This window comes from Streptomyces sp. NPDC024698, from assembly GCF_055559015.1.
Genome location: NZ_JBVHLK010000026.1, coordinates 20,891 through 36,663, shown reverse-complemented (window position 1 = coordinate 36,663; position 15,773 = coordinate 20,891). Strand labels below are relative to the sequence as shown.

Here is a 15,773-nt window from a genome sequence, read left to right as displayed (position 1 = left end):
CAACAGGTCTGTTGCGGACTGGTTGGCAAGGGCGGCCCCGTTCTTTGGCGAGATGCGGGGGCCGCCCTTGGCGTAGCTAGCTGTAGAAGCGGTTCCGCTTGATCACGGCTTTGCGGATGTTGACCGTGCTGCCCTTGCCGCCGCTGATCGCCCGGGCCGGGGCTCGCAGGGCAAGGACGATGACGGCGACCCACACGAGGGCCCCGCCGCTGATTCCTGCGGCAGCGCTGACGATCTCGCCGACGCCGTAGCCGATCCCGGCCGCGAGGGCACCGCCCCCGAGACCGGCACCTAGGAAGCGTTGGGCGAGCGGGTCCAGGAGCGGGAGCGGGGTGAGGTCGCGCGGCTCGGGGGCGAGGACCGGGGCGGGGGCGAGGTGCTTGGGCATGGGGACCATGCGCCCGTAGGCGTCGGGCACCCACACCACCGGCCCGCGTTCGGCGGCCAGTTCCACGGCGGCCGGGATTGGCGCGTACAGGGTGAGTGATGCCAGGTCGTACGCCGGTGCGGCGATCGGGTCGGTCCGCGGGGCGGGGGCGTGTCCGTTCACGGCGGTCTCCTTCTCTAGCGGCCGGTGCCGGCGAGGGCGCCGGTCACGGCGGTGACGAGTTGGTTGACGGTGTCGGCCGCACCGGTGTCGGCGAGGTAAAAGCCGAAGAGCACGGCGGCGACGGCCGCGCCGGCACCGAGGGCGCGGAAGCGCAGCAGCAGGGCGAGGACGGCGGCGAGCAGCAGGACAAGGGGGATGGTGAGGACCACGGGTGTCTCCCGGCGGGGTCAGCGGGTGCCGGCGCGGTAGGTGCGCGCGGCGCGGTTGTAGATCCAGCGGCCGACGCGTATGCGCTTGCCGGTGGCGTGGCAGCGGTGGCAGTCCCGGCCGCGTCGGGTCCTGCCTTTGCGGTCGGTTTTGAAGGCGTGGCCCATGCCGTGGCACTTGCGGCAGTCGCCGAACGGGCTCAGCCAGCACTTACCGACGTAACCGAGTGTGATGACGAGCAGGCATGCGATAGCAAGGAGGGGAAGGCTCATCAGGGGCCTCTCGGAGGGGTTTTCGAGGGTTTCCGCAGGTGGGCCGCTATCTGCTAGCGGCCTGATCAGGTGTGGTTTGGGTTGCTAGCAGGGTTGCTACCGGTAGCGACGCCCGCCGCTACCGGTAGCACCCTCCGAGACCTATCCGGCGTCCCGCTTCTGGTTGCGCTGCGTAATCGCGGTGGCGATGTCGTCGCGCTTGATGCCGCGCTTGTTGACCTGTTCGCCGTCGATGCGCCGGCTGATCTGCCCGGTGCCGATACCGAACGGCTTGAGCGCGGCCGTGAGCGCTTCCGCCTTGGGCTTGGGCTCCAACTCCGCCCACGGGCCGTAGGTCTCGGGGCGGAGGTCGGCGAGGCGGTCCACGACTGTTTCGGACCACACCTTGGCCTCGCCCTTGCCGAGGACGGCGGCGACGTCGTCCAGGATCGTCGCGGATGTCTCCGGGGCCGGGGCCTCGCCGACGGCGTCGCCGGACAGGGTGCCCTCGGCCTCGCGCAGGGCGGCGGCGCGGGTGAGGATGCGCTCCGCGTCGCGGCCGTCGGCGAGGTAGGTGCGCACGATCCCGGAGTCGTCGGACATGCCCTTGAGCAGTCCGACGCCCTTGTGGGACTTGAGGAGTTTGGACGCGTCCAGCCCCTCGGAGTAGGAGCCGGCGCCGAGGATGGTGTCGGAGACTTGGTAGGCGCCGACCCGCAGGGCGAACCGTGCCTGATGCTGGTCACGCAGCTCCGAGGGGCAAGCCTTGTCGTCCGGCTTCTGCGTCGCCGTCATCACCGAGACACCGACCGCCGGGGCGACCCGGGCGAGGTAGACCATCAGGGACAGGATCTCTTTGCCGTGCTCGGGGTGGGTCAGGTACTCCTGCACCTCGTCCACCACGAACAGCGTGAGCGGCATGTTCAGCTTCGGGTCCCGGCTGATCTCCGGGGTCAGCTTGCCCTCCGGGCAGATGTGCAGCGGCAGTTCCGAGAGCCGGTGGTATCGGTCCTCGACGTCCGCCTTCAACTCCCGCAGCGAGGTGAGCAGATGCGCCACCGGGTCGATGCCGTTCTTCGGCACGATGCCGAACCCGATCCGGTGCGCGACCAGCGCAAACTTGCGCCAGTCCGGCGACGCCTTCCCGTCGAACACGTACAGGCGCACGTACGGGTCCAGCGCCGCGGCGAGCGCGATCGTGCGAGCGGAGAACGTCTTGCCCTGCCGCGGAACGGCGCCGACCAGCAGCGACAGCCACAGCATCGTCGCCATCACCGCGTTGCCGCGCTCGTCCACACCCCACGGGAACGGCTTCCAGAAGTCCACCCGGGTCGCCCCCAGCAGCGGGGACTTGCCGGACGGCACGGCGAGCGGGTCACGGTCGGCGATCCAGTACGACACCCGCCGGCCGCTCGTCTCGTCCTTGTCGAGGAAGAGCTGAGTGGGGGCGATGTCCATGCCGGAGGCGAGGCGGCCGTGAGCCTTCATCGCGTCCTCGAACGTCTTGCCGTAGGGCAGGTCCACCACGACGCGCCATCCGTCGCCGTCCCGGCCGATCGGCCGCGGGAAGGCAACCGTCTGATCCTTGCTGGTCAGCCCGGCTACCTCGTGCGCGCGGATCACGATGTCCGAGGACAGCCGCCGCTTGCGGAACGTCACCTTGGCCATGTCGATCAGCGGCCGGTCCGCCGGCGCCCCGACCACCCCGAGGGTCGTGGTCAGCGCGGCCATGGCCAGCAGGAGCAGCCACGACGGCGCCATGACGTAGAGGGTCAGGGCGGCGGCGAGACCGACCATGGACGCGATGGCGGCGACGATCCCCCGCAGTCGGACGCGGTCGTTGCGCTGCCGCGACAGCTTCAGGTACTCCGCCGCGTCCTCAGCGGCCACGGCCGCGAGCCTGAGCGTCTTGCCCTCCGCGTCGAACACCCACCGGCCGGTCGCGGCCGACCAGCGCCACGCACCGCGAGGCGCGTACAGGCAGATCTTCGGCGTGTAGACCAGCGGCAGACGGACCGCGTGATACCCGACCACAGCCGAGTAGTGCCGGACGGCCCACTTGCGGACGGCCGTGCGCTGGTCAGGGAGCTTGACCCAGTCCGGGAGGACGGGAAGACGGGTCTTGTCCCGCTCCTGCATCCATTCCGCGGCCGAGGGCGGGTAGACCTCGCGCGGAGGGTCGACCGGGGCGCCGTCGGTCAGGCCGTCGGCCTCCGGGTCGTCGGTGTCGGGGAGTTCAGCCTCCCACTCCCCCGGCTTCACCACACCCTCGCTCGGGCCGGTCGGGTCGGGGTCGGTCTTCTTCTTCAGCGGGAACGGCAGCACGGCCGCCGTCGGCCGCTCGATGCCCTCCGGGTCCCCGGCGGGCGTGAAAGTGGTGGTCTCGGTCACGATGTACGTACTCCTTCGGGAGTCGACGGGTCCGGCCGGCTTGCTGTGGAAGGTCGGGCGGCCGGACCCGGAATTCCAGGGATGGTTCAGGCAGCGCGCTGTTCTTCGGGATAGGCGCAGGTCACGCACGATCCGAGCGAGGGCGGGATGACGTATCCGGCATCCCTGCCGCACTCGGGGCAGGTGCGGCGGGCGCGCATCATCGCGGCGTGAGCCCGCCATCGGCCCGGCGTCATCGGCCGCACCGGTTTGGCGAGGTCGACGCGGTACAGGTGGGCGACCAGCGGCGGGCGCCGGCGGCGCGGGCGTTCAAGCGTCGCGGCCACCTGCTGACCACCGGGCCGCAGTCCGCGGGACCGGAGTTGGCGGCGGGTCGCGTAGCCGTCCGGGGCGAGGTGCCACCGGAACACCGGCAGCGTGCTCACGCCGCCCCGCGCCGTCCCGGACGACGGCCCGCCACCGACCCGAGCAGTCGACCGAGGCGGGCCCGGCGAGGACCGGACCGGCCGGAACGCTTGGCCGCGTACATCGCCTCATCGGCGCGGCGCAGCAGCGCTGACAGGTCCTCGCCCGGGTGGTCGGCGGCCCGTACCCACCCGAGCGAGACGGTGGTGTGCACGTCGGGGGCGGTGTCGACCGGCCGGGCGAGGACGCGGGCGAGGGTGTGCAGCCGATCCGGCATCGTGCCGTCGCGGTCGACGACGACGGCGGCGAACTCGTCCCCGCCGAGCCGCCCCGCCACCCCGCCGAGGGTGGTGCCGTGGGCGAGGCGGGCGGCGACCGTGGCGAGCAGCGCGTCACCGGCGGCGTGGCCGTGGGCGTCGTTGATCTGCTTGAAGTGGTCGACGTCCGCCAGCACGACCACGGCGCGCGGGTCGCGCAGCAGGCGACGGGCCCGGCTGGTGAACGCGTCCCGTGTCCACAGGCCGGTGAGCGGGTCGCGGCGGGCCGTGTTCAGCCTGCCGTGCAGCCACCGGGCGTGTGCCGCCCACCCGAGGACGGGCGGCACGGCCGGTAAGAGTGCGGCGAGGGTGTTCATGCCGCCACCCGCTTCCATGCAGCCCGCAAGCGGACTTCGGATGCGGAGTGGCCGGCGGTGCGGAAGCGGGTCGCCATCTCGCGGTAGGACAGGGCCGGAACGCGGCTGGTACGGATCTCGTCCACGACCGCGTCAAGTTCGGCGTCGGTGAGGGCTGGCCCGGATTCGAGGGCGGTGAGCGTCTCGGTGGGTCCCCAGATGGGCAGTTCCCAACTCGGTGTGACGTCGGGCGTGACGCGGCTCGTCACGCTGGTCAGCGCCCTGCCGGTGTCCTCACCGTTGCGTGCCGTCTCCAGGGTCGACCAGGCCCGGGAGAGGGTCTGAGCGGTCTTAGCTTGGACGCGTGCGACGCGGGCGCCGGCCTGCGTCACGGCCGTCAGCCGGGTCTCCTCCGTCGTGGCTTCTGCCCGCAGTTGGGCGCGGGCCACGGCCGCGTTGTCTCGGGCTTCCTGCTGAACGCCACGGATCACGTCGAGTGCGCGCGGGGTGAGGGCGGTGCGCTCCCACATGCCGTGCACCAGCCACAGGGCCTTCGCCGCGATCGGCAGCCAGGACACGGCCAGCCACGCACCCGTGTTCGCCTCCGCGATGAGGGCGTGAGCGACCAGGACACCGGTGGCGACCAGACCGAACGACCAGCCCACGCCGGTAACGGCGTTGCTGTGGTCGCCCTGGGCGGCGAGGCGCCGTTCGTAGGCGAGGGTGGCCAGCCAGCCCCCATCGATACCCAGGCCGACCACGAGTGCGACCGGCCACGGCATTGCCGTGCCCAGCCACATCACGACCACGGCCAGGGTGAGGACCATGGACACCGCCGTCATCGTGACGGCGGGCAGCGCGGTCTTAGCCTTCACGCCGCGCCCCCGGCGGCCATCTCGCCGGCGGTGCGGTTGGCGAGGACGCGGTATTCGGTGAGGACCCGGGCCAGGGCGCGGCGCACGCGGCGGGTGTCGACCTCGTTCGGGGTGTGGTCCATGGCGGTGATCTGTGCGTCGATCAGGTCGACGTCCGCCAGGATCAGCGGCATCTCCCGATCGATCGCGTCCAGCTCCGCATCCGTCGGCTCGTTCCAGTCGGCGAACGCGGTAACAGCTTCCTGAACAGTGACGATGGGACTCATTGGGTCGTGGTTCCTCTCAGGGTGGTACGGCCCGAAGCGGTCCCCGGGGGGCAACCCGGGGACCGCGCGCCGTTGTGGGTGGTGGTGAGGGTCAGCCGTGCTCGTTCTTGCTGCTTCGGCCGTAGGTGTTGTTCAGCTCTGCCGTGACGTCCTTGCACTCGCCGGACACCAGGCGGGCGTAGACCTGCTGGCCCTTCTGCACGTTCTCCGGGGTGGTCAGGTCGGACGGCTGCTGCGACTTCTTGCCGGACATGCGGGTCTCCTGACGGTTCGCGGGTTGGGCCTGGCCGGACGGTTCCGGCCCCGGCTCCCTGCCACCCCGCCCGTACGACCGGAAAGGCCGGACGGGCGAGGGAGGCAACCGGCCGCAGCGCTGCACGCTGCGGCGGCGAGATCGGCTTTTGCCAGCCGGCCATTGCGTGGCAGGCCGGCCCCGAGCCGGTGAATCGGGCGCGTCATCGTCACTGCTCTGACGCCAGCAGGGCGGCGCATACCAGGTGGCAACCAACGGGCTGACCTCCCGTGAGGGAGGGATGATCCCGATGGCTGGTCTCCAGAGCTGACATGCGAGGAAGTGGCCGCCGGCGGCCGTTACCCGGGCCGTTGCGGGGAACGGGGATTCTCCCCCGTCGATTCAGACACACTGTTGAGTTCTCAACCAATCGACGCTCCCTTTGTACTCACCCCCTCGGGCTTTCCTCCGGTGCGCCATACGTGCAGGTCAAACACTTACGAATGCGGTAAGTGGTGCCGTTTTAGGGCCCACTTCCCGACTGACTTCAGATTGACCCATGTCAATCTGACTGTCAAGGAGGTTCGCGAAAGGATCAGAGATTGACCTAGGTCCGGTTACTCTCGAAGCTATGGACCAGAGCCCGAAGGTGGCCAAGCAGACACCCACAGCCAAAGAGATTGCGGCGGAGTTCCGCGCGAAGATCGCGGGACCCGAGCCCGAGTACGAGCCCGGTGGCCAGCTTCCAGCCGCTCGCAAGCTCGCCAAGGAACTTGGCGTGCAGCTCATGACCGTTCAGAGCGCGTACGGTCAGCTTCGAGACGAAGGCTTGGTTCTCACTCAGCAGGGCCGCGGGACGTTCGTCCGTGACCCCTCTGTGCCCCTCGGCACCGAGCCGGGCAGCAGCCCCGCGTTCTCTGCCTTGGCGGCAGAACTCAGCACGATTCACGACGCCCTCAACCTGCTCGGTGAGCGTCTAGATCGGCTTGAGCGACTGGTCGGCAGCGAGACTCCGCCATCGCCGTGAGTTCGCCCGCGCGCCTCAGCAGTCGTTCGACCTTGACTCGCGCTTCGCTCAAACTCGCTTTGATCAAAGCGAGTTCAGCAGGAGTCATACCGTCCGGCTCGCCGCTTCGCTCTTGAATCCCTGACATGCCAATGAGCATGTGGCCGGGAGCGGCAGAGGACCCGGACAGACTGTCCGGGTCCTCTTTCCTTGCTGGTCAGGGTAGTTGACGACTCGTCACCGAGTAGCGTCGTCCACTGCATCCATTACCGCCGCCCACGGGAGTTCGCGCCCCGCCGGCGCTTCCCGTGGTTCGTAGAGCGGCCACACGTCCGGACCGTAGACGACGCGCACCCCTCCCGCCCTGAGAGTGTCGATATGGCGCTGCCACGCCGGGTGGCGAGCATGCGCCGCATTCACCCGAGGGAAGATGACAACGGGCAACCCGAGGGTGCCGATAGCCTCGCCCACCTGCGTCAGCGCCTGGTTGTCCATCAGTCCCGTCGCGAGCTTGGCAACCATGTTGGCCGATGCGGGAGCGACCACATAGCAGTCAACCGGCGGGTGCGGTCGCGCCTCACCCGGCAACCGCGGCTCATCGCGTACAGGAAGGCCGGTTAGCTTCTCCAGTCGTTCGGTCTCACCGCTCATCCGTAGCCACTGACCCGCGGTCGGCGTCAGAGTGACGGCCACCTGCCAACCTCGCTCCATCGCGGGCTCGACGAGGCCGGTACGCAGGGCCTCTACGCCTCCAGCGGCCGACCCGACGACCCCGAGCGTCCCACGCTTGCCTGACTTCACTGCACCGCCCTGCATCGTTGCGCCATCACGAACACCTCAGACGAGCGCGAGCCGCCGGTGACCGGTGACTGTTTGATGAGGTCCCGCAGTGTCTCGCGCACCCGGGGATTGTTTCGTACGAGCTGCGGCGATGTGCGTTCAGCCGTTCGCAACTCGGTGAACGCCTCATCTCCTTGTCCAGCGAGCGACAGAGCGCGCGCGAAGTCGATTCGGTGCGACACGCTGCGTTCCTGCGGCATGTGGTCGACGTTGATTCGCCCGCGCTCCACCACGTACGACACGTTGTCGAGGTCCAGTTCGACCGACAGGCGGTGCAGCAGGACGTTCGTGGGCCCAAATCCGGTCTGCCAGTAGTTCTCATCCGACCCGAGATCGTCCGCGAGCTCTTCGGCTCGGTCCAACAGGCCCGTTGCGGCGGGTCGGTCCTGGTGGCGTGCTGCCGCTACAGCGGCTCGCAGGTGGATCATTCCCAACAGGCTCAGCGCTGCGGGGTCGTTCTCGGCGACCCGCTGCGACAGCCATGCCGCGGCCGTATTGCCCAACTCCAACGCGTCGTCATAGCGGCCGTTGGCTAGCAGAGCGTGAGTGCCGGAGCGAGCGGCGGATGCCAGCACGAGAGGATCATCCGACTCGTCGGCGGCGCGCATCGCACGCTCAGCAGCGAGCCATGAGATATCCGATTCGCCGATCTTCGCGAGCGTTGTTGCTGCAAGGTGATGTGTCCGAGCCGACACGGCCCAGCAGTCGCCGCGGTCCTCACCCCGGCGTGCTGCGCGCTCCTCCAGCTCCTGGGCTGTCTGGAGAAGTGCGGGAAGCGCGGCAATCACGCTGCCGAGTCGCCCGCCCTGGTAATCGTTCCAAGCGTGCTCCACGCGCACGGCCACAGGGGCGGGCGTAGGGAGCTGCACATCGGCCTCGGGGCCGAAGAGCAGACGAGACAGGCGCCGCGGGCTCATGAGCGCGTCACGCACGGCCGGCACGTCGTCCTGTTGCCTGTCGTCCTCCATGAGCACGGTCTGACCGAGCAGGTCCCCGAGAGGGACCCGGAGGATCCGCGACAGCTCCGTGAGCATGTCGATGCGAGGCGGCTTTCGACGCCCTGTTTCGATCTTCGCCAACCAGTCGGTGCTTCGGCCGACCAGTCCAGCTAAGACCTCTTGCGTGTAGCCGCGTCGCTTGCGGTAGAACGCGATCCGCTCGCCGATGCTGAGGTGATCTCCGAGACCACGCATTGCGTGCTGCCTCCTGCTGATTGTGGGGGCTGGAAACACGGTACCGAGCCGGTGATGGGGCGGGTAGTCGGCCTTCCTTGTCATCAGTGCCACGGGGGCGTAACCGGCCCAAAGCGAAGAGACCCGGACGCAGTGTCCGGATCTCTGATCCTGCGGGCGAGGACCTGCCGCCAACTCCCCTGAGAGCGCCATACTCGGCACGGCAAGTGCGTGAGCAGTGCGTGAGCCCTCAGTGCAAGAAGGCGCGATCCAAGCAAACCGCAGGTCAAGCCAATCAACGAGCCTGTCGTACACATGCTCTCCGGAGCCGTGTGCGCAGGTTCGAATCCTGCCGGGGGCACCCCTCATGAGGTGCCCAAAGACCCCGTCACCAGCGGAAACGCTGAGGCCGGGGTCTTCGCGTATCCACAGCCCTGCGCAGCCGAATGCCACCCTGAGCGGCCCTATGTCGGCATCTGTGGACTATTCGTGGACAGGATCTTGGAGCATCTTCCCTGGTCAACTGCCCCATTATCCAAGAGCAGCACGCAGCGTCGCCTCCAGCGCGAACGCGGAACCGTCTACTCCCCCGAGCCCGGGGAATGCGGTGCCCATGACACTGGCGCGCTCACTGCCCGACAATGCCACCGAGTGGTGGATCTTCCTGGGAACGTTCGTCCTCTACGCGCTCGGACGCTGGTTCTTCGCCTGGCAGCAAGCCAGGCGTGAGGGCGACAGCCACCCCATGCGCACCGCGTTCGCCGAAGAGGACGATCCTGCCGCAGGCCACGCGGCCATGATCGGTGCCTTCCGCTCCTACCGGCAGTTCTTCGGCTTCGTCGGAAGCGCCGTCGCAGTGGTTCTTGTCGCCGCTCTGACCGAAGGCTGGCTCCGCCACGCCCTGCTATGGATGATTGTTCCGCTTCTGGTCATAGCGCTTTCGTACCTCGACTTCCGCCAGTCCCTGAAAGAGCGCTCAGAAGCCTGACAGGGGCGTGGACCAGCGACAAGGCACACCGCCCGGCCTCACTCGTACTCGCGCAACAGCTCCTCGATCTTCCAGTTGGCGATCTCCTGCCGCCCGTCAATGCACTTGGCGTAGCGGCCCAGCAGAACCTCAACGCTGTTGCCCGCCCGTTCGGCGACCTCGGTCGGGTCGACCCCCGCGTTGAGCCACGTCGACAGAGCGGAGTGGCGGAGATCGTACGGCCGCCGGCCCAGCGGCGAAGCCACCGCAGCCGGCGGAAGGGCAAGCGGGCGGGCTTCCTGCCAGGCCCTCCAGTACGTCGACGAGGCGACCACTCCCCCACCCTCGCTGTAGAACAGGCGTCCGTCAGCGGCGGTCCCGAAGGTGTCGAGGTGCTCGCTGAGGATCGCCACGAGTTGGGGCGGGACCGGGACACGGCGCACGTCCTCTGCCGGTCGATTCTTCAGCCCGCGGTCGTCGTGGCTCTCCCCCGAATCCGTCCACTGCTTGCCGACGCTCGGACGCGTGCGATGCAGGAGCGCGGTTCCCCAGCCCTGCTCGGGCAGCGTCAGGTCAGCTTCGGCAAGGCCTGTCGCCTCGGCAGGCCGCAGGCCGGCGAAGTACATGCAGGCGAAGAGCCCGACGAGTCGACGGCCGCGGGCCCTGCGGTAGCCACCCACGTAGGACACGGCGTGCAGCAGGGAGCGAGCCTGCTGCGGATTCACCACAACGCGCGGGTCCACCTCGCTGGAGACCTTGGGCTTCTGCCAGCGCACGGCAGTTAGCGGATTCTCCCTGAATTCACCGAGGTCAACGGCGTAGTGCAAGGCGTTGACGAAGGTACGGCGCTTGCGGCGTACGGTCTCGGCCGCAGCGGACTTCCCATCAAGACGGATCTTGAACGAGTCGAGCACCTCACGCGCCGTCACAGGATCGGTCAGGTCATTCAACGGGCGCGACGCCTTGGCGATCCAATGCAGCGTGTTCGCGATCTCGGTAGGCGCCTCCCGCTCAGCCGGCCCGGGGAGGACAAACGCCCAGTTCCGCAGGGCCTGCCTGATCAGAAAGGCGCTTGGCCGTCCCGCGCGGTCGTCGAGCAGCGCGATCGTCACCGAGGTCAGTGATTCGTTGATCCCGTCGCGGGTGTTGGGCGCGGCATGCGGCCATTTCATCGCCAGGTACTTCAAAGCGAAGTCGTACCAGGTGAGCTTGGCCTTCTGCTCTGCCATCGCATCCGGGAGGCCGGTGGCGTCGTCGAATTCCTCACCGTCCCGCGCGGCACGCATGAGCTTGGTGCGGTAGTGATCCGCGAGCGCCTTGGTCCGGAACGTCTCGGAGAAGACCTTGTCAGCAACCGACCAGCGCACGTCGTAAGAGGGTCGCTTTGAAGCACGCTTGCGAACCCCCCAGATCTTCACGTCCAGGGACTTCATGCGGCTTCCTCCCGCTCGCGCAGCCACGCGGTGAAGTCGCTTCGCCACACACGCAGCTCACCGTTGGGGAGCTTCAGGGCTTTCGGTGCCTGCCCCAGTTCTCGCCAGCGGTAGAAGGTACGCCGGGAGACCTTCCCCAACTCTTCGAGGATCTCCGGAACGGTCATCAGTTCATCCCTCACAGGTGCGCTCCTTCCAGGGCTAGTTGGTCGGGCAGGGCTTCGCGTGCGGTTTCGCGGTTGATCTGGAGGTCCCGGGCGATGCCAGCGGCGAGGACGGATTCCCCGGGCGTGTGGCCGTGGCCGGCGTATTGCCAGCTCGCCAGCACGAGGACCGTGTCCGGCTCCGTGTCGTCGAGGCCGCGGTCTTGGCGCTCTTGGGCGGCGCGGTAGTCGGCGCGGATCTGACGCAGGGTGCCGAGGGTGGTCGAGTAGCGGCGGGACTTGGTGGAGAAGTGGCCGCGGAAGCCGAGCATGTGCGCCCAGGCCCGCAGGCGCCGGTCCGGATAGAGGGAGTCAAGGTCGAAGCAGGCTTCGATGAGGCGGCGGGCGTGGTCGGGGACGCCAAGGACGACCGGGGCTTCGCGGTTGCCGATCGGCCGGTCCAGGGTGCCCGTGTTCTCGGCTGCCTTGGTGGCGTACTTGGCGACGTAGGAGGCGACTGCCTGCTCGGTGATGTCGGAGCCGTCACCGAACGCCTTGACTGGGCGGATGTCGAGCTGAGTGCCCCATTGGAAGGAGCGGGCCGGCTGCTGCCCCGCGGCGGGCACGCTGACAGTCGAGTAGCGGTGAACAGAGGCGGCCCGGATGGACTCCGTGAGAAGCGCGGTCGTGGCCCAGGACGGCGGCGGATCGTCCGGGCCGTCGGGTCCGTCGAGGCGGATCACGGCGTGGAAGTGGACGGCGCCGCGCTTCTGGAACTCGGCGACCTTGCCGTAAGAGAGGCGACAGGTGTCGGCGAGTTCGCGTTGGGTGAGACACGCGCGGGCAGCGATCTCACGACACAGCCGCTTGACGAAGCGGTGCCACAGGTCACCGGCGTGGTTGTTGAAGAGCACGGCGCTCGCGTAGTCGTACGTTGTCGGGTCCAGCGCCGTACCGAGCTCGGGATCGTCCTGAACGTGCCGACTGCCACAGCGGCAGCACCCGCGAGTGGGCCGGTTGTGGACGGGCCCGAAGGAAGGGGCAGTGAAGGTGGCGAAGACGCGGGGGCGTTCGCGGACGGTGGCAGGGATGCCGTGGCGGTCGTCTCCAGCGAGGCCCGCGCGGATCAGGTGGTAGGTATCGCCCGCGTACGTCCAGGCGCAGGCCGGGCAGCGGGAGGCACGGCGGTTTCCGCAGGCGATCCGTAACCGTGCGCCCGGCTCTTGCTCGGTGCTGTAGAAGTGCAGCGTCTCACCGGTCGTCCTGTCCTTCGTCAGGGTCCAGCCCGCGAGGTGAATGGGGTTGGCGCAGCCGCCGGTGCGGCGGATCTGGTCCTGCCAGCGGTCGAAGCCCGGGGCCGCGGCCACCCGCAAGGTGTCAGCGAGGGTGGCCAGGTCCAGGTCGTGGATGGTGGCGGCGGTCACGTCCAGCACCACCCGTTGTCGCAGCCTTCATCATCGGCGTCGAAGAGCGGCAGTTGAGTTCCGGCCTTGAACAGGTGGCGCAGGGGGCGTCCCATGCGGGTGAGGTACACGGGTGGCTTGCCCTTGCGGGCCAGGTGGTTGTTGATGGTGTCTTCAACTTCGCAAGCCCGAGCGAAACGCTCGGGGTCTTGCTCTTGCATGGCCTGCCATTCGGGAACCTTCCGCATTGGGCAGAAGTCGCAGGAGCTCTTAGGCGGCACCGGGAGACCGGCCGAGCGGATGATGCGTGGGCAGTCAGCCCGTCGGATGCCGAGGTCAAGCAACGGGTAGACGAGACGCTCGTACGGCATGGCTTTGGATGAGTTGGCGCGGCCAATCTCGTCCAAGCTGATCCCCATGGCCACGATGGCTCGGTGCTCGGGGCTAGCGCCATGTTGCTGCAGCCAAGCCCCAGTAACGAGGATCTTGAACTCCTTCGTGCAGACCCGAGAGCCAGGCTTGCCATTAGTCAAGAAGACCGGGATGGTCTGGCGCCTGCCGTCGCTGGTCATGATTCGCTGACGAATCGTCTCGGTGGCGCCTTTGGCAACCCGGTGCAACTCGATCAGGTCGAGTCCGTGGGCAGCGGCGTAGGGGGCGGCATGCTGTTGGACGTAGCGCAGAGTTGCCGGGTTTTCGCTGTCGGCCCCGACGTTGGCAAAGAGGAAGGTGCGGAAGTCGATTCGCTCCCGGGCAGCTAGAACCAGAGCCGCCGTGGACTGCCAACCGCCACCAAAGCTGAATGTCCGCAACGGGTTCACGCAGCCACCTCCCACACTGCGGCGTGGAGGCGCGGGCGGAGGGGAACGGTGCCGAGCCCTTGGCAGGCCGGGCAGTCAACTTTGATCGTGCGCAGGTGGCCATACGCGTCACGTCCCCCGGAGATAACGGCCGCAGCGGCGAAGCCGTCGCAGTCCGGGCAAATCCGTGACGATACAGCGAGGGCGGGGATAGGGCCGGGCATGATGGGTGTTCCTTTCGGTTCGTTCAATGGATCGGACAGGGGGACGGCGCCCGGAGCGGACGAAACTTGGCGGTAGAGGCCGCTCCGGGGGCCGGTCAGCGTCGGGTGTCGCTGGCGAGGATCGAGCGGACGACGAGCGCGCACACCGCCAAGGAAGCGGCGGTGATGGCGACCGCGAGCAGCATGGAGACCAGGACCACTCCCACGACGAAGACCACGGCAACGCCCGCGCCGGCGACGGCCACAACAGCGCCCGGGGTGAGCTGGACGGTAGGCCGGGACGGTGCGGAAGCCATGGCGGCCGACGCCTGGTGTTGGCAGCCGCAGGCGACGGCCGTGGCGTGGTGGGGTTGTTGGACGGCGGTCGGCGTGACCACGGGGACGACCTGCTGGCCAGGGGTCGGGTTGACCGGGATGCGGGGCTGGAACACGGTGGAACTCCCTTCTGGATCAGCTCATTTGGTGGTGGCGTCGATGGCAGGGGCGAGGAAGCTGTCGGCGAGGAGGTAGCCGCCGATCAGCAGGACGATCACGAGCCAGAGCGGCGGGCGGACGAGCTTGATACCGACCAGGCCGACGCAGGCGACGAAGAACCACAGCGGTACAGACATGGCACCGGTCCCCTTTCAGCGGACGGGGCAGCGGTGGCCCTGGGCGGCGATCATGGCGGGGCTGATGTCGTCGTATTCGACGGCCCAGCCGCAGTCGGCGGCGGCGCAGGCGGCGACATATTTGATCTGGCCGCGTCGTCCGTGGGCGGTGCCGACGGTGACCTTTCCGACGCGGTGCAGTTCGCGCCAGATCTGGTAGATGCCCATGGGTGGTGCTCCTTTCGGGTCAGGTGAGGTGGGCTGCGATCGCGTTCGCGAGATGGAGCGGGACGCCGAGGCGGGCGCGCAGGGTGTCGGTGTCAATCGGGGTGCCGGTGCGGGCGCGGTGGTCTTCGGCGACCTTGCGGGCGTGGTCGACCAGTGCGGCCGGGACGGGCGGAAGAGGATCAGCAGCGGGCAGGGCGGGCGGCTCCTCGGCAGCGGGCACCGAGGCGGGCTCTGCCCCGAGGACCGGCCCTCGCTCGATGTCCAAGTCCGTGTTTGGCGCGGTCGGCGGGACTTCGGTTGCCGGGCCCGTGGGCGCCGGGTCAGAGGGCGCGTAGGAGTGCGCGAGGAGCGTCCCGCCGAGGAAGGCGAGCGCGGGCCATCCGGCGATGCCGAACCGCAGCCAGGCTGGCGGGTGCGCAAGGTCGAGGAATCCGGCCGTAGCCACGTTGGCGCCGAGCGAGGCGACCAGGGCGATCAGGAACCAGCACCAGGCCAGCCGGGACGGTCCGTCGGAGCGGAGGCGCCGCCAGGCAGCGACCAGGAGCAGGTCGACCGAGACCGGATAGGCCCAGGCTTTCCAGCCGTCCTGACCAGCAGCGTCGGCCAGGTCGTGCAGGTGGGCGAAGGACAGCGCACCAGCGATCACGGCTTGAACGAGGACGGCGTCCGGGCGGATCGAGCGGAACATGTCTTCACCTCCTTGGGTGGTGTGAAGCCGGGACCGGGCGGGAATCCTGTCCGGCCGCCCGGTCCACGGCGCTTCAGTCGGTGGGGGCTTCGCCGCTGCCCCAGCAGGTGAGGCAGAGTCCGGCCTGCTGATCGGCGGTGGCGCGGCCTTTGCGGGAGCCGACCCGGACGGCTTCGGTGCTCTCGCCCATGCCGTCGCAGTCCGGGCACTTCGCGGGCTTGGGTACGGCGGTCCTGCGGCGACCGGCGGGCTTCCTGGCCGTGGCCATGGTCACCGGCCCTGGCCGGGGTACTCGGGGCCCTCGTTCGGGTCGTAACCGGGCGGGAACATCCCCGGCGGCGGCTCCGGCAGAGATGCAGCCAGGCACGGGCCGACGGTGTCGATGAACGTCTGGTCGGCGTCGTGGAGTTCGGCGTAGACGGCCAGGGAGCCGAGCATCAGCACCGTGCGGTGGAAGTCCTCGCAGTGCTCACACATCGAGTGGTCCTC

23 protein-coding genes are annotated in these 15,773 nt (G+C 68.8%); 2 read left to right on the top strand and 21 right to left on the bottom strand.

All coding sequences use genetic code 11. The features are described from left to right. Window positions 1-76 precede the first annotated feature (76 nt). From ACZ4AA_RS34140 to ACZ4AA_RS34100, 9 genes are all read right to left on the bottom strand, one after another. A complete protein-coding gene (locus tag ACZ4AA_RS34140; RefSeq protein WP_467611319.1) occupies window positions 77-550 on the bottom strand; it encodes a hypothetical protein in 474 nt (157 codons plus the stop codon). A gap of 14 nt (window positions 551-564) precedes the next feature. Next, the gene (locus tag ACZ4AA_RS34135; protein ID WP_466127605.1) at window positions 565-759 is read right to left on the bottom strand and encodes a hypothetical protein; all 195 of its coding nucleotides are present in this window, start codon (window positions 757-759) and stop codon (window positions 565-567) included. Between the two features lie 18 nt (window positions 760-777). After that, window positions 778-1,029: a hypothetical protein gene (locus ACZ4AA_RS34130; RefSeq protein ID WP_467611317.1), complete on the bottom strand. Its 252-nt coding sequence runs from the start codon at window positions 1,027-1,029 to the stop codon at window positions 778-780. A 141-nt stretch (window positions 1,030-1,170) separates the two neighbouring features. Then, window positions 1,171-3,399: a cell division protein FtsK gene (locus ACZ4AA_RS34125; RefSeq protein ID WP_467611315.1), complete on the bottom strand. Its 2,229-nt coding sequence runs from the start codon at window positions 3,397-3,399 to the stop codon at window positions 1,171-1,173. Window positions 3,400-3,485: 86 nt separating this feature from the next. Continuing rightward, complete coding sequence (locus ACZ4AA_RS34120) at window positions 3,486-3,824, bottom strand: RRQRL motif-containing zinc-binding protein (protein ID WP_467611313.1); 339 nt, start codon at window positions 3,822-3,824, stop codon at window positions 3,486-3,488. Further along, complete coding sequence (locus ACZ4AA_RS34115) at window positions 3,821-4,438, bottom strand: GGDEF domain-containing protein (RefSeq protein WP_467611311.1); 618 nt, start codon at window positions 4,436-4,438, stop codon at window positions 3,821-3,823. Before ACZ4AA_RS34115 ends, ACZ4AA_RS34120 begins: the two co-directional genes overlap by 4 nt. Beyond that, window positions 4,435-5,292, bottom strand: a complete 858-nt coding sequence (locus tag ACZ4AA_RS34110) for a protein spdB (protein ID WP_467611309.1) — start codon at window positions 5,290-5,292, stop codon at window positions 4,435-4,437. Before ACZ4AA_RS34110 ends, ACZ4AA_RS34115 begins: the two co-directional genes overlap by 4 nt. Then, a complete protein-coding gene (locus ACZ4AA_RS34105; protein WP_382783043.1) occupies window positions 5,289-5,558 on the bottom strand; it encodes a DUF6284 family protein in 270 nt (89 codons plus the stop codon). Before ACZ4AA_RS34105 ends, ACZ4AA_RS34110 begins: the two co-directional genes overlap by 4 nt. 91 nt (window positions 5,559-5,649) lie before the next feature. Continuing rightward, the gene (locus ACZ4AA_RS34100) at window positions 5,650-5,811 is read right to left on the bottom strand and encodes a hypothetical protein (RefSeq protein ID WP_467611306.1); all 162 of its coding nucleotides are present in this window, start codon (window positions 5,809-5,811) and stop codon (window positions 5,650-5,652) included. Between the two features lie 610 nt (window positions 5,812-6,421). On the opposite strand from ACZ4AA_RS34100, the gene ACZ4AA_RS34095 reads away from it, so the two are divergent. Beyond that, window positions 6,422-6,817, top strand: coding sequence for a GntR family transcriptional regulator (locus ACZ4AA_RS34095; RefSeq protein ID WP_467611304.1), 396 nt, complete (start codon window positions 6,422-6,424; stop codon window positions 6,815-6,817). Between the two features lie 216 nt (window positions 6,818-7,033). Here ACZ4AA_RS34095 and ACZ4AA_RS34090 read toward each other — a convergent pair whose 3' ends face one another. Both ACZ4AA_RS34090 and ACZ4AA_RS34085 read right to left on the bottom strand, forming a co-directional pair. Then, window positions 7,034-7,612, bottom strand: coding sequence for a flavoprotein (locus tag ACZ4AA_RS34090; RefSeq protein ID WP_467611302.1), 579 nt, complete (start codon window positions 7,610-7,612; stop codon window positions 7,034-7,036). Then, a complete protein-coding gene (locus tag ACZ4AA_RS34085; protein WP_467611300.1) occupies window positions 7,594-8,829 on the bottom strand; it encodes a helix-turn-helix domain-containing protein in 1,236 nt (411 codons plus the stop codon). Before ACZ4AA_RS34085 ends, ACZ4AA_RS34090 begins: the two co-directional genes overlap by 19 nt. A 592-nt stretch (window positions 8,830-9,421) precedes the next feature. Here ACZ4AA_RS34085 and ACZ4AA_RS34080 point away from each other — a divergent pair. Then, the gene (locus ACZ4AA_RS34080; protein ID WP_467611298.1) at window positions 9,422-9,796 is read left to right on the top strand and encodes a hypothetical protein; all 375 of its coding nucleotides are present in this window, start codon (window positions 9,422-9,424) and stop codon (window positions 9,794-9,796) included. Window positions 9,797-9,834: 38 nt separating this feature from the next. Here the strand turns inward: ACZ4AA_RS34080 and ACZ4AA_RS34075 are convergent, their stop codons facing one another. The 10 genes from ACZ4AA_RS34075 to ACZ4AA_RS34030 form a co-directional block, all read right to left on the bottom strand. Beyond that, entirely contained in the window at window positions 9,835-11,208 is a 1,374-nt protein-coding gene (locus tag ACZ4AA_RS34075; RefSeq protein ID WP_467611296.1) for a tyrosine-type recombinase/integrase, read from the bottom strand. Continuing rightward, the gene (locus ACZ4AA_RS34070; RefSeq protein WP_387301192.1) at window positions 11,205-11,375 is read right to left on the bottom strand and encodes a helix-turn-helix transcriptional regulator; all 171 of its coding nucleotides are present in this window, start codon (window positions 11,373-11,375) and stop codon (window positions 11,205-11,207) included. The genes ACZ4AA_RS34075 and ACZ4AA_RS34070 overlap by 4 nt, the downstream gene beginning before the upstream one ends. A gap of 11 nt (window positions 11,376-11,386) precedes the next feature. Next, window positions 11,387-12,775, bottom strand: a complete 1,389-nt coding sequence (repSA, locus tag ACZ4AA_RS34065; protein ID WP_467611294.1) for a replication initiator protein RepSA — start codon at window positions 12,773-12,775, stop codon at window positions 11,387-11,389. Next, window positions 12,772-13,575, bottom strand: coding sequence for a phosphoadenosine phosphosulfate reductase (locus ACZ4AA_RS34060; RefSeq protein ID WP_467611292.1), 804 nt, complete (start codon window positions 13,573-13,575; stop codon window positions 12,772-12,774). The genes repSA and ACZ4AA_RS34060 overlap by 4 nt, the downstream gene beginning before the upstream one ends. A 298-nt stretch (window positions 13,576-13,873) precedes the next feature. Continuing rightward, the gene (locus tag ACZ4AA_RS34055; RefSeq protein WP_467611290.1) at window positions 13,874-14,209 is read right to left on the bottom strand and encodes a SpdD-like protein; all 336 of its coding nucleotides are present in this window, start codon (window positions 14,207-14,209) and stop codon (window positions 13,874-13,876) included. Window positions 14,210-14,233: 24 nt separating this feature from the next. Further along, window positions 14,234-14,389, bottom strand: a complete 156-nt coding sequence (locus tag ACZ4AA_RS34050) for a hypothetical protein (protein ID WP_467611288.1) — start codon at window positions 14,387-14,389, stop codon at window positions 14,234-14,236. Window positions 14,390-14,404: 15 nt separating this feature from the next. After that, a complete protein-coding gene (locus ACZ4AA_RS34045; RefSeq protein WP_467611286.1) occupies window positions 14,405-14,596 on the bottom strand; it encodes a mobile element transfer protein in 192 nt (63 codons plus the stop codon). A gap of 19 nt (window positions 14,597-14,615) precedes the next feature. Continuing rightward, window positions 14,616-15,284 carry a DUF2637 domain-containing protein gene (locus tag ACZ4AA_RS34040; protein ID WP_467611284.1) on the bottom strand — a complete coding sequence of 223 codons (669 nt, stop codon included), beginning with the start codon at window positions 15,282-15,284 and terminating at the stop codon, window positions 14,616-14,618. Window positions 15,285-15,357: 73 nt separating this feature from the next. Beyond that, the gene (locus ACZ4AA_RS34035; protein ID WP_467611282.1) at window positions 15,358-15,552 is read right to left on the bottom strand and encodes a hypothetical protein; all 195 of its coding nucleotides are present in this window, start codon (window positions 15,550-15,552) and stop codon (window positions 15,358-15,360) included. Window positions 15,553-15,554: 2 nt separating this feature from the next. Next, a complete protein-coding gene (locus tag ACZ4AA_RS34030; RefSeq protein ID WP_326842336.1) occupies window positions 15,555-15,761 on the bottom strand; it encodes a hypothetical protein in 207 nt (68 codons plus the stop codon). Between the last annotated feature and the right edge of the window lie 12 nt (window positions 15,762-15,773).

Coding starts and splice junctions, on each gene's coding strand:
- ACZ4AA_RS34130 (WP_467611317.1), bottom strand. CDS start 1,029: ATGAGCCTTCCCCTCCTTGCTATCGCATGCCTGCTCGTCATCACACTC.
- ACZ4AA_RS34115 (WP_467611311.1), bottom strand. CDS start 4,438: ATGAACACCCTCGCCGCACTCTTACCGGCCGTGCCGCCCGTCCTCGGG.
- ACZ4AA_RS34105 (WP_382783043.1), bottom strand. CDS start 5,558: ATGAGTCCCATCGTCACTGTTCAGGAAGCTGTTACCGCGTTCGCCGAC.
- ACZ4AA_RS34100 (WP_467611306.1), bottom strand. CDS start 5,811: ATGTCCGGCAAGAAGTCGCAGCAGCCGTCCGACCTGACCACCCCGGAG.
- ACZ4AA_RS34095 (WP_467611304.1), top strand. CDS start 6,422: ATGGACCAGAGCCCGAAGGTGGCCAAGCAGACACCCACAGCCAAAGAG.
- ACZ4AA_RS34090 (WP_467611302.1), bottom strand. CDS start 7,612: ATGCAGGGCGGTGCAGTGAAGTCAGGCAAGCGTGGGACGCTCGGGGTC.
- ACZ4AA_RS34085 (WP_467611300.1), bottom strand. CDS start 8,829: ATGCGTGGTCTCGGAGATCACCTCAGCATCGGCGAGCGGATCGCGTTC.
- ACZ4AA_RS34080 (WP_467611298.1), top strand. CDS start 9,422: ATGACACTGGCGCGCTCACTGCCCGACAATGCCACCGAGTGGTGGATC.
- ACZ4AA_RS34075 (WP_467611296.1), bottom strand. CDS start 11,208: ATGAAGTCCCTGGACGTGAAGATCTGGGGGGTTCGCAAGCGTGCTTCA.
- ACZ4AA_RS34070 (WP_387301192.1), bottom strand. CDS start 11,375: ATGACCGTTCCGGAGATCCTCGAAGAGTTGGGGAAGGTCTCCCGGCGT.
- ACZ4AA_RS34050 (WP_467611288.1), bottom strand. CDS start 14,389: ATGTCTGTACCGCTGTGGTTCTTCGTCGCCTGCGTCGGCCTGGTCGGT.
- ACZ4AA_RS34045 (WP_467611286.1), bottom strand. CDS start 14,596: ATGGGCATCTACCAGATCTGGCGCGAACTGCACCGCGTCGGAAAGGTC.
- ACZ4AA_RS34040 (WP_467611284.1), bottom strand. CDS start 15,284: ATGTTCCGCTCGATCCGCCCGGACGCCGTCCTCGTTCAAGCCGTGATC.
- ACZ4AA_RS34035 (WP_467611282.1), bottom strand. CDS start 15,552: ATGGCCACGGCCAGGAAGCCCGCCGGTCGCCGCAGGACCGCCGTACCC.
- ACZ4AA_RS34030 (WP_326842336.1), bottom strand. CDS start 15,761: ATGTGTGAGCACTGCGAGGACTTCCACCGCACGGTGCTGATGCTCGGC.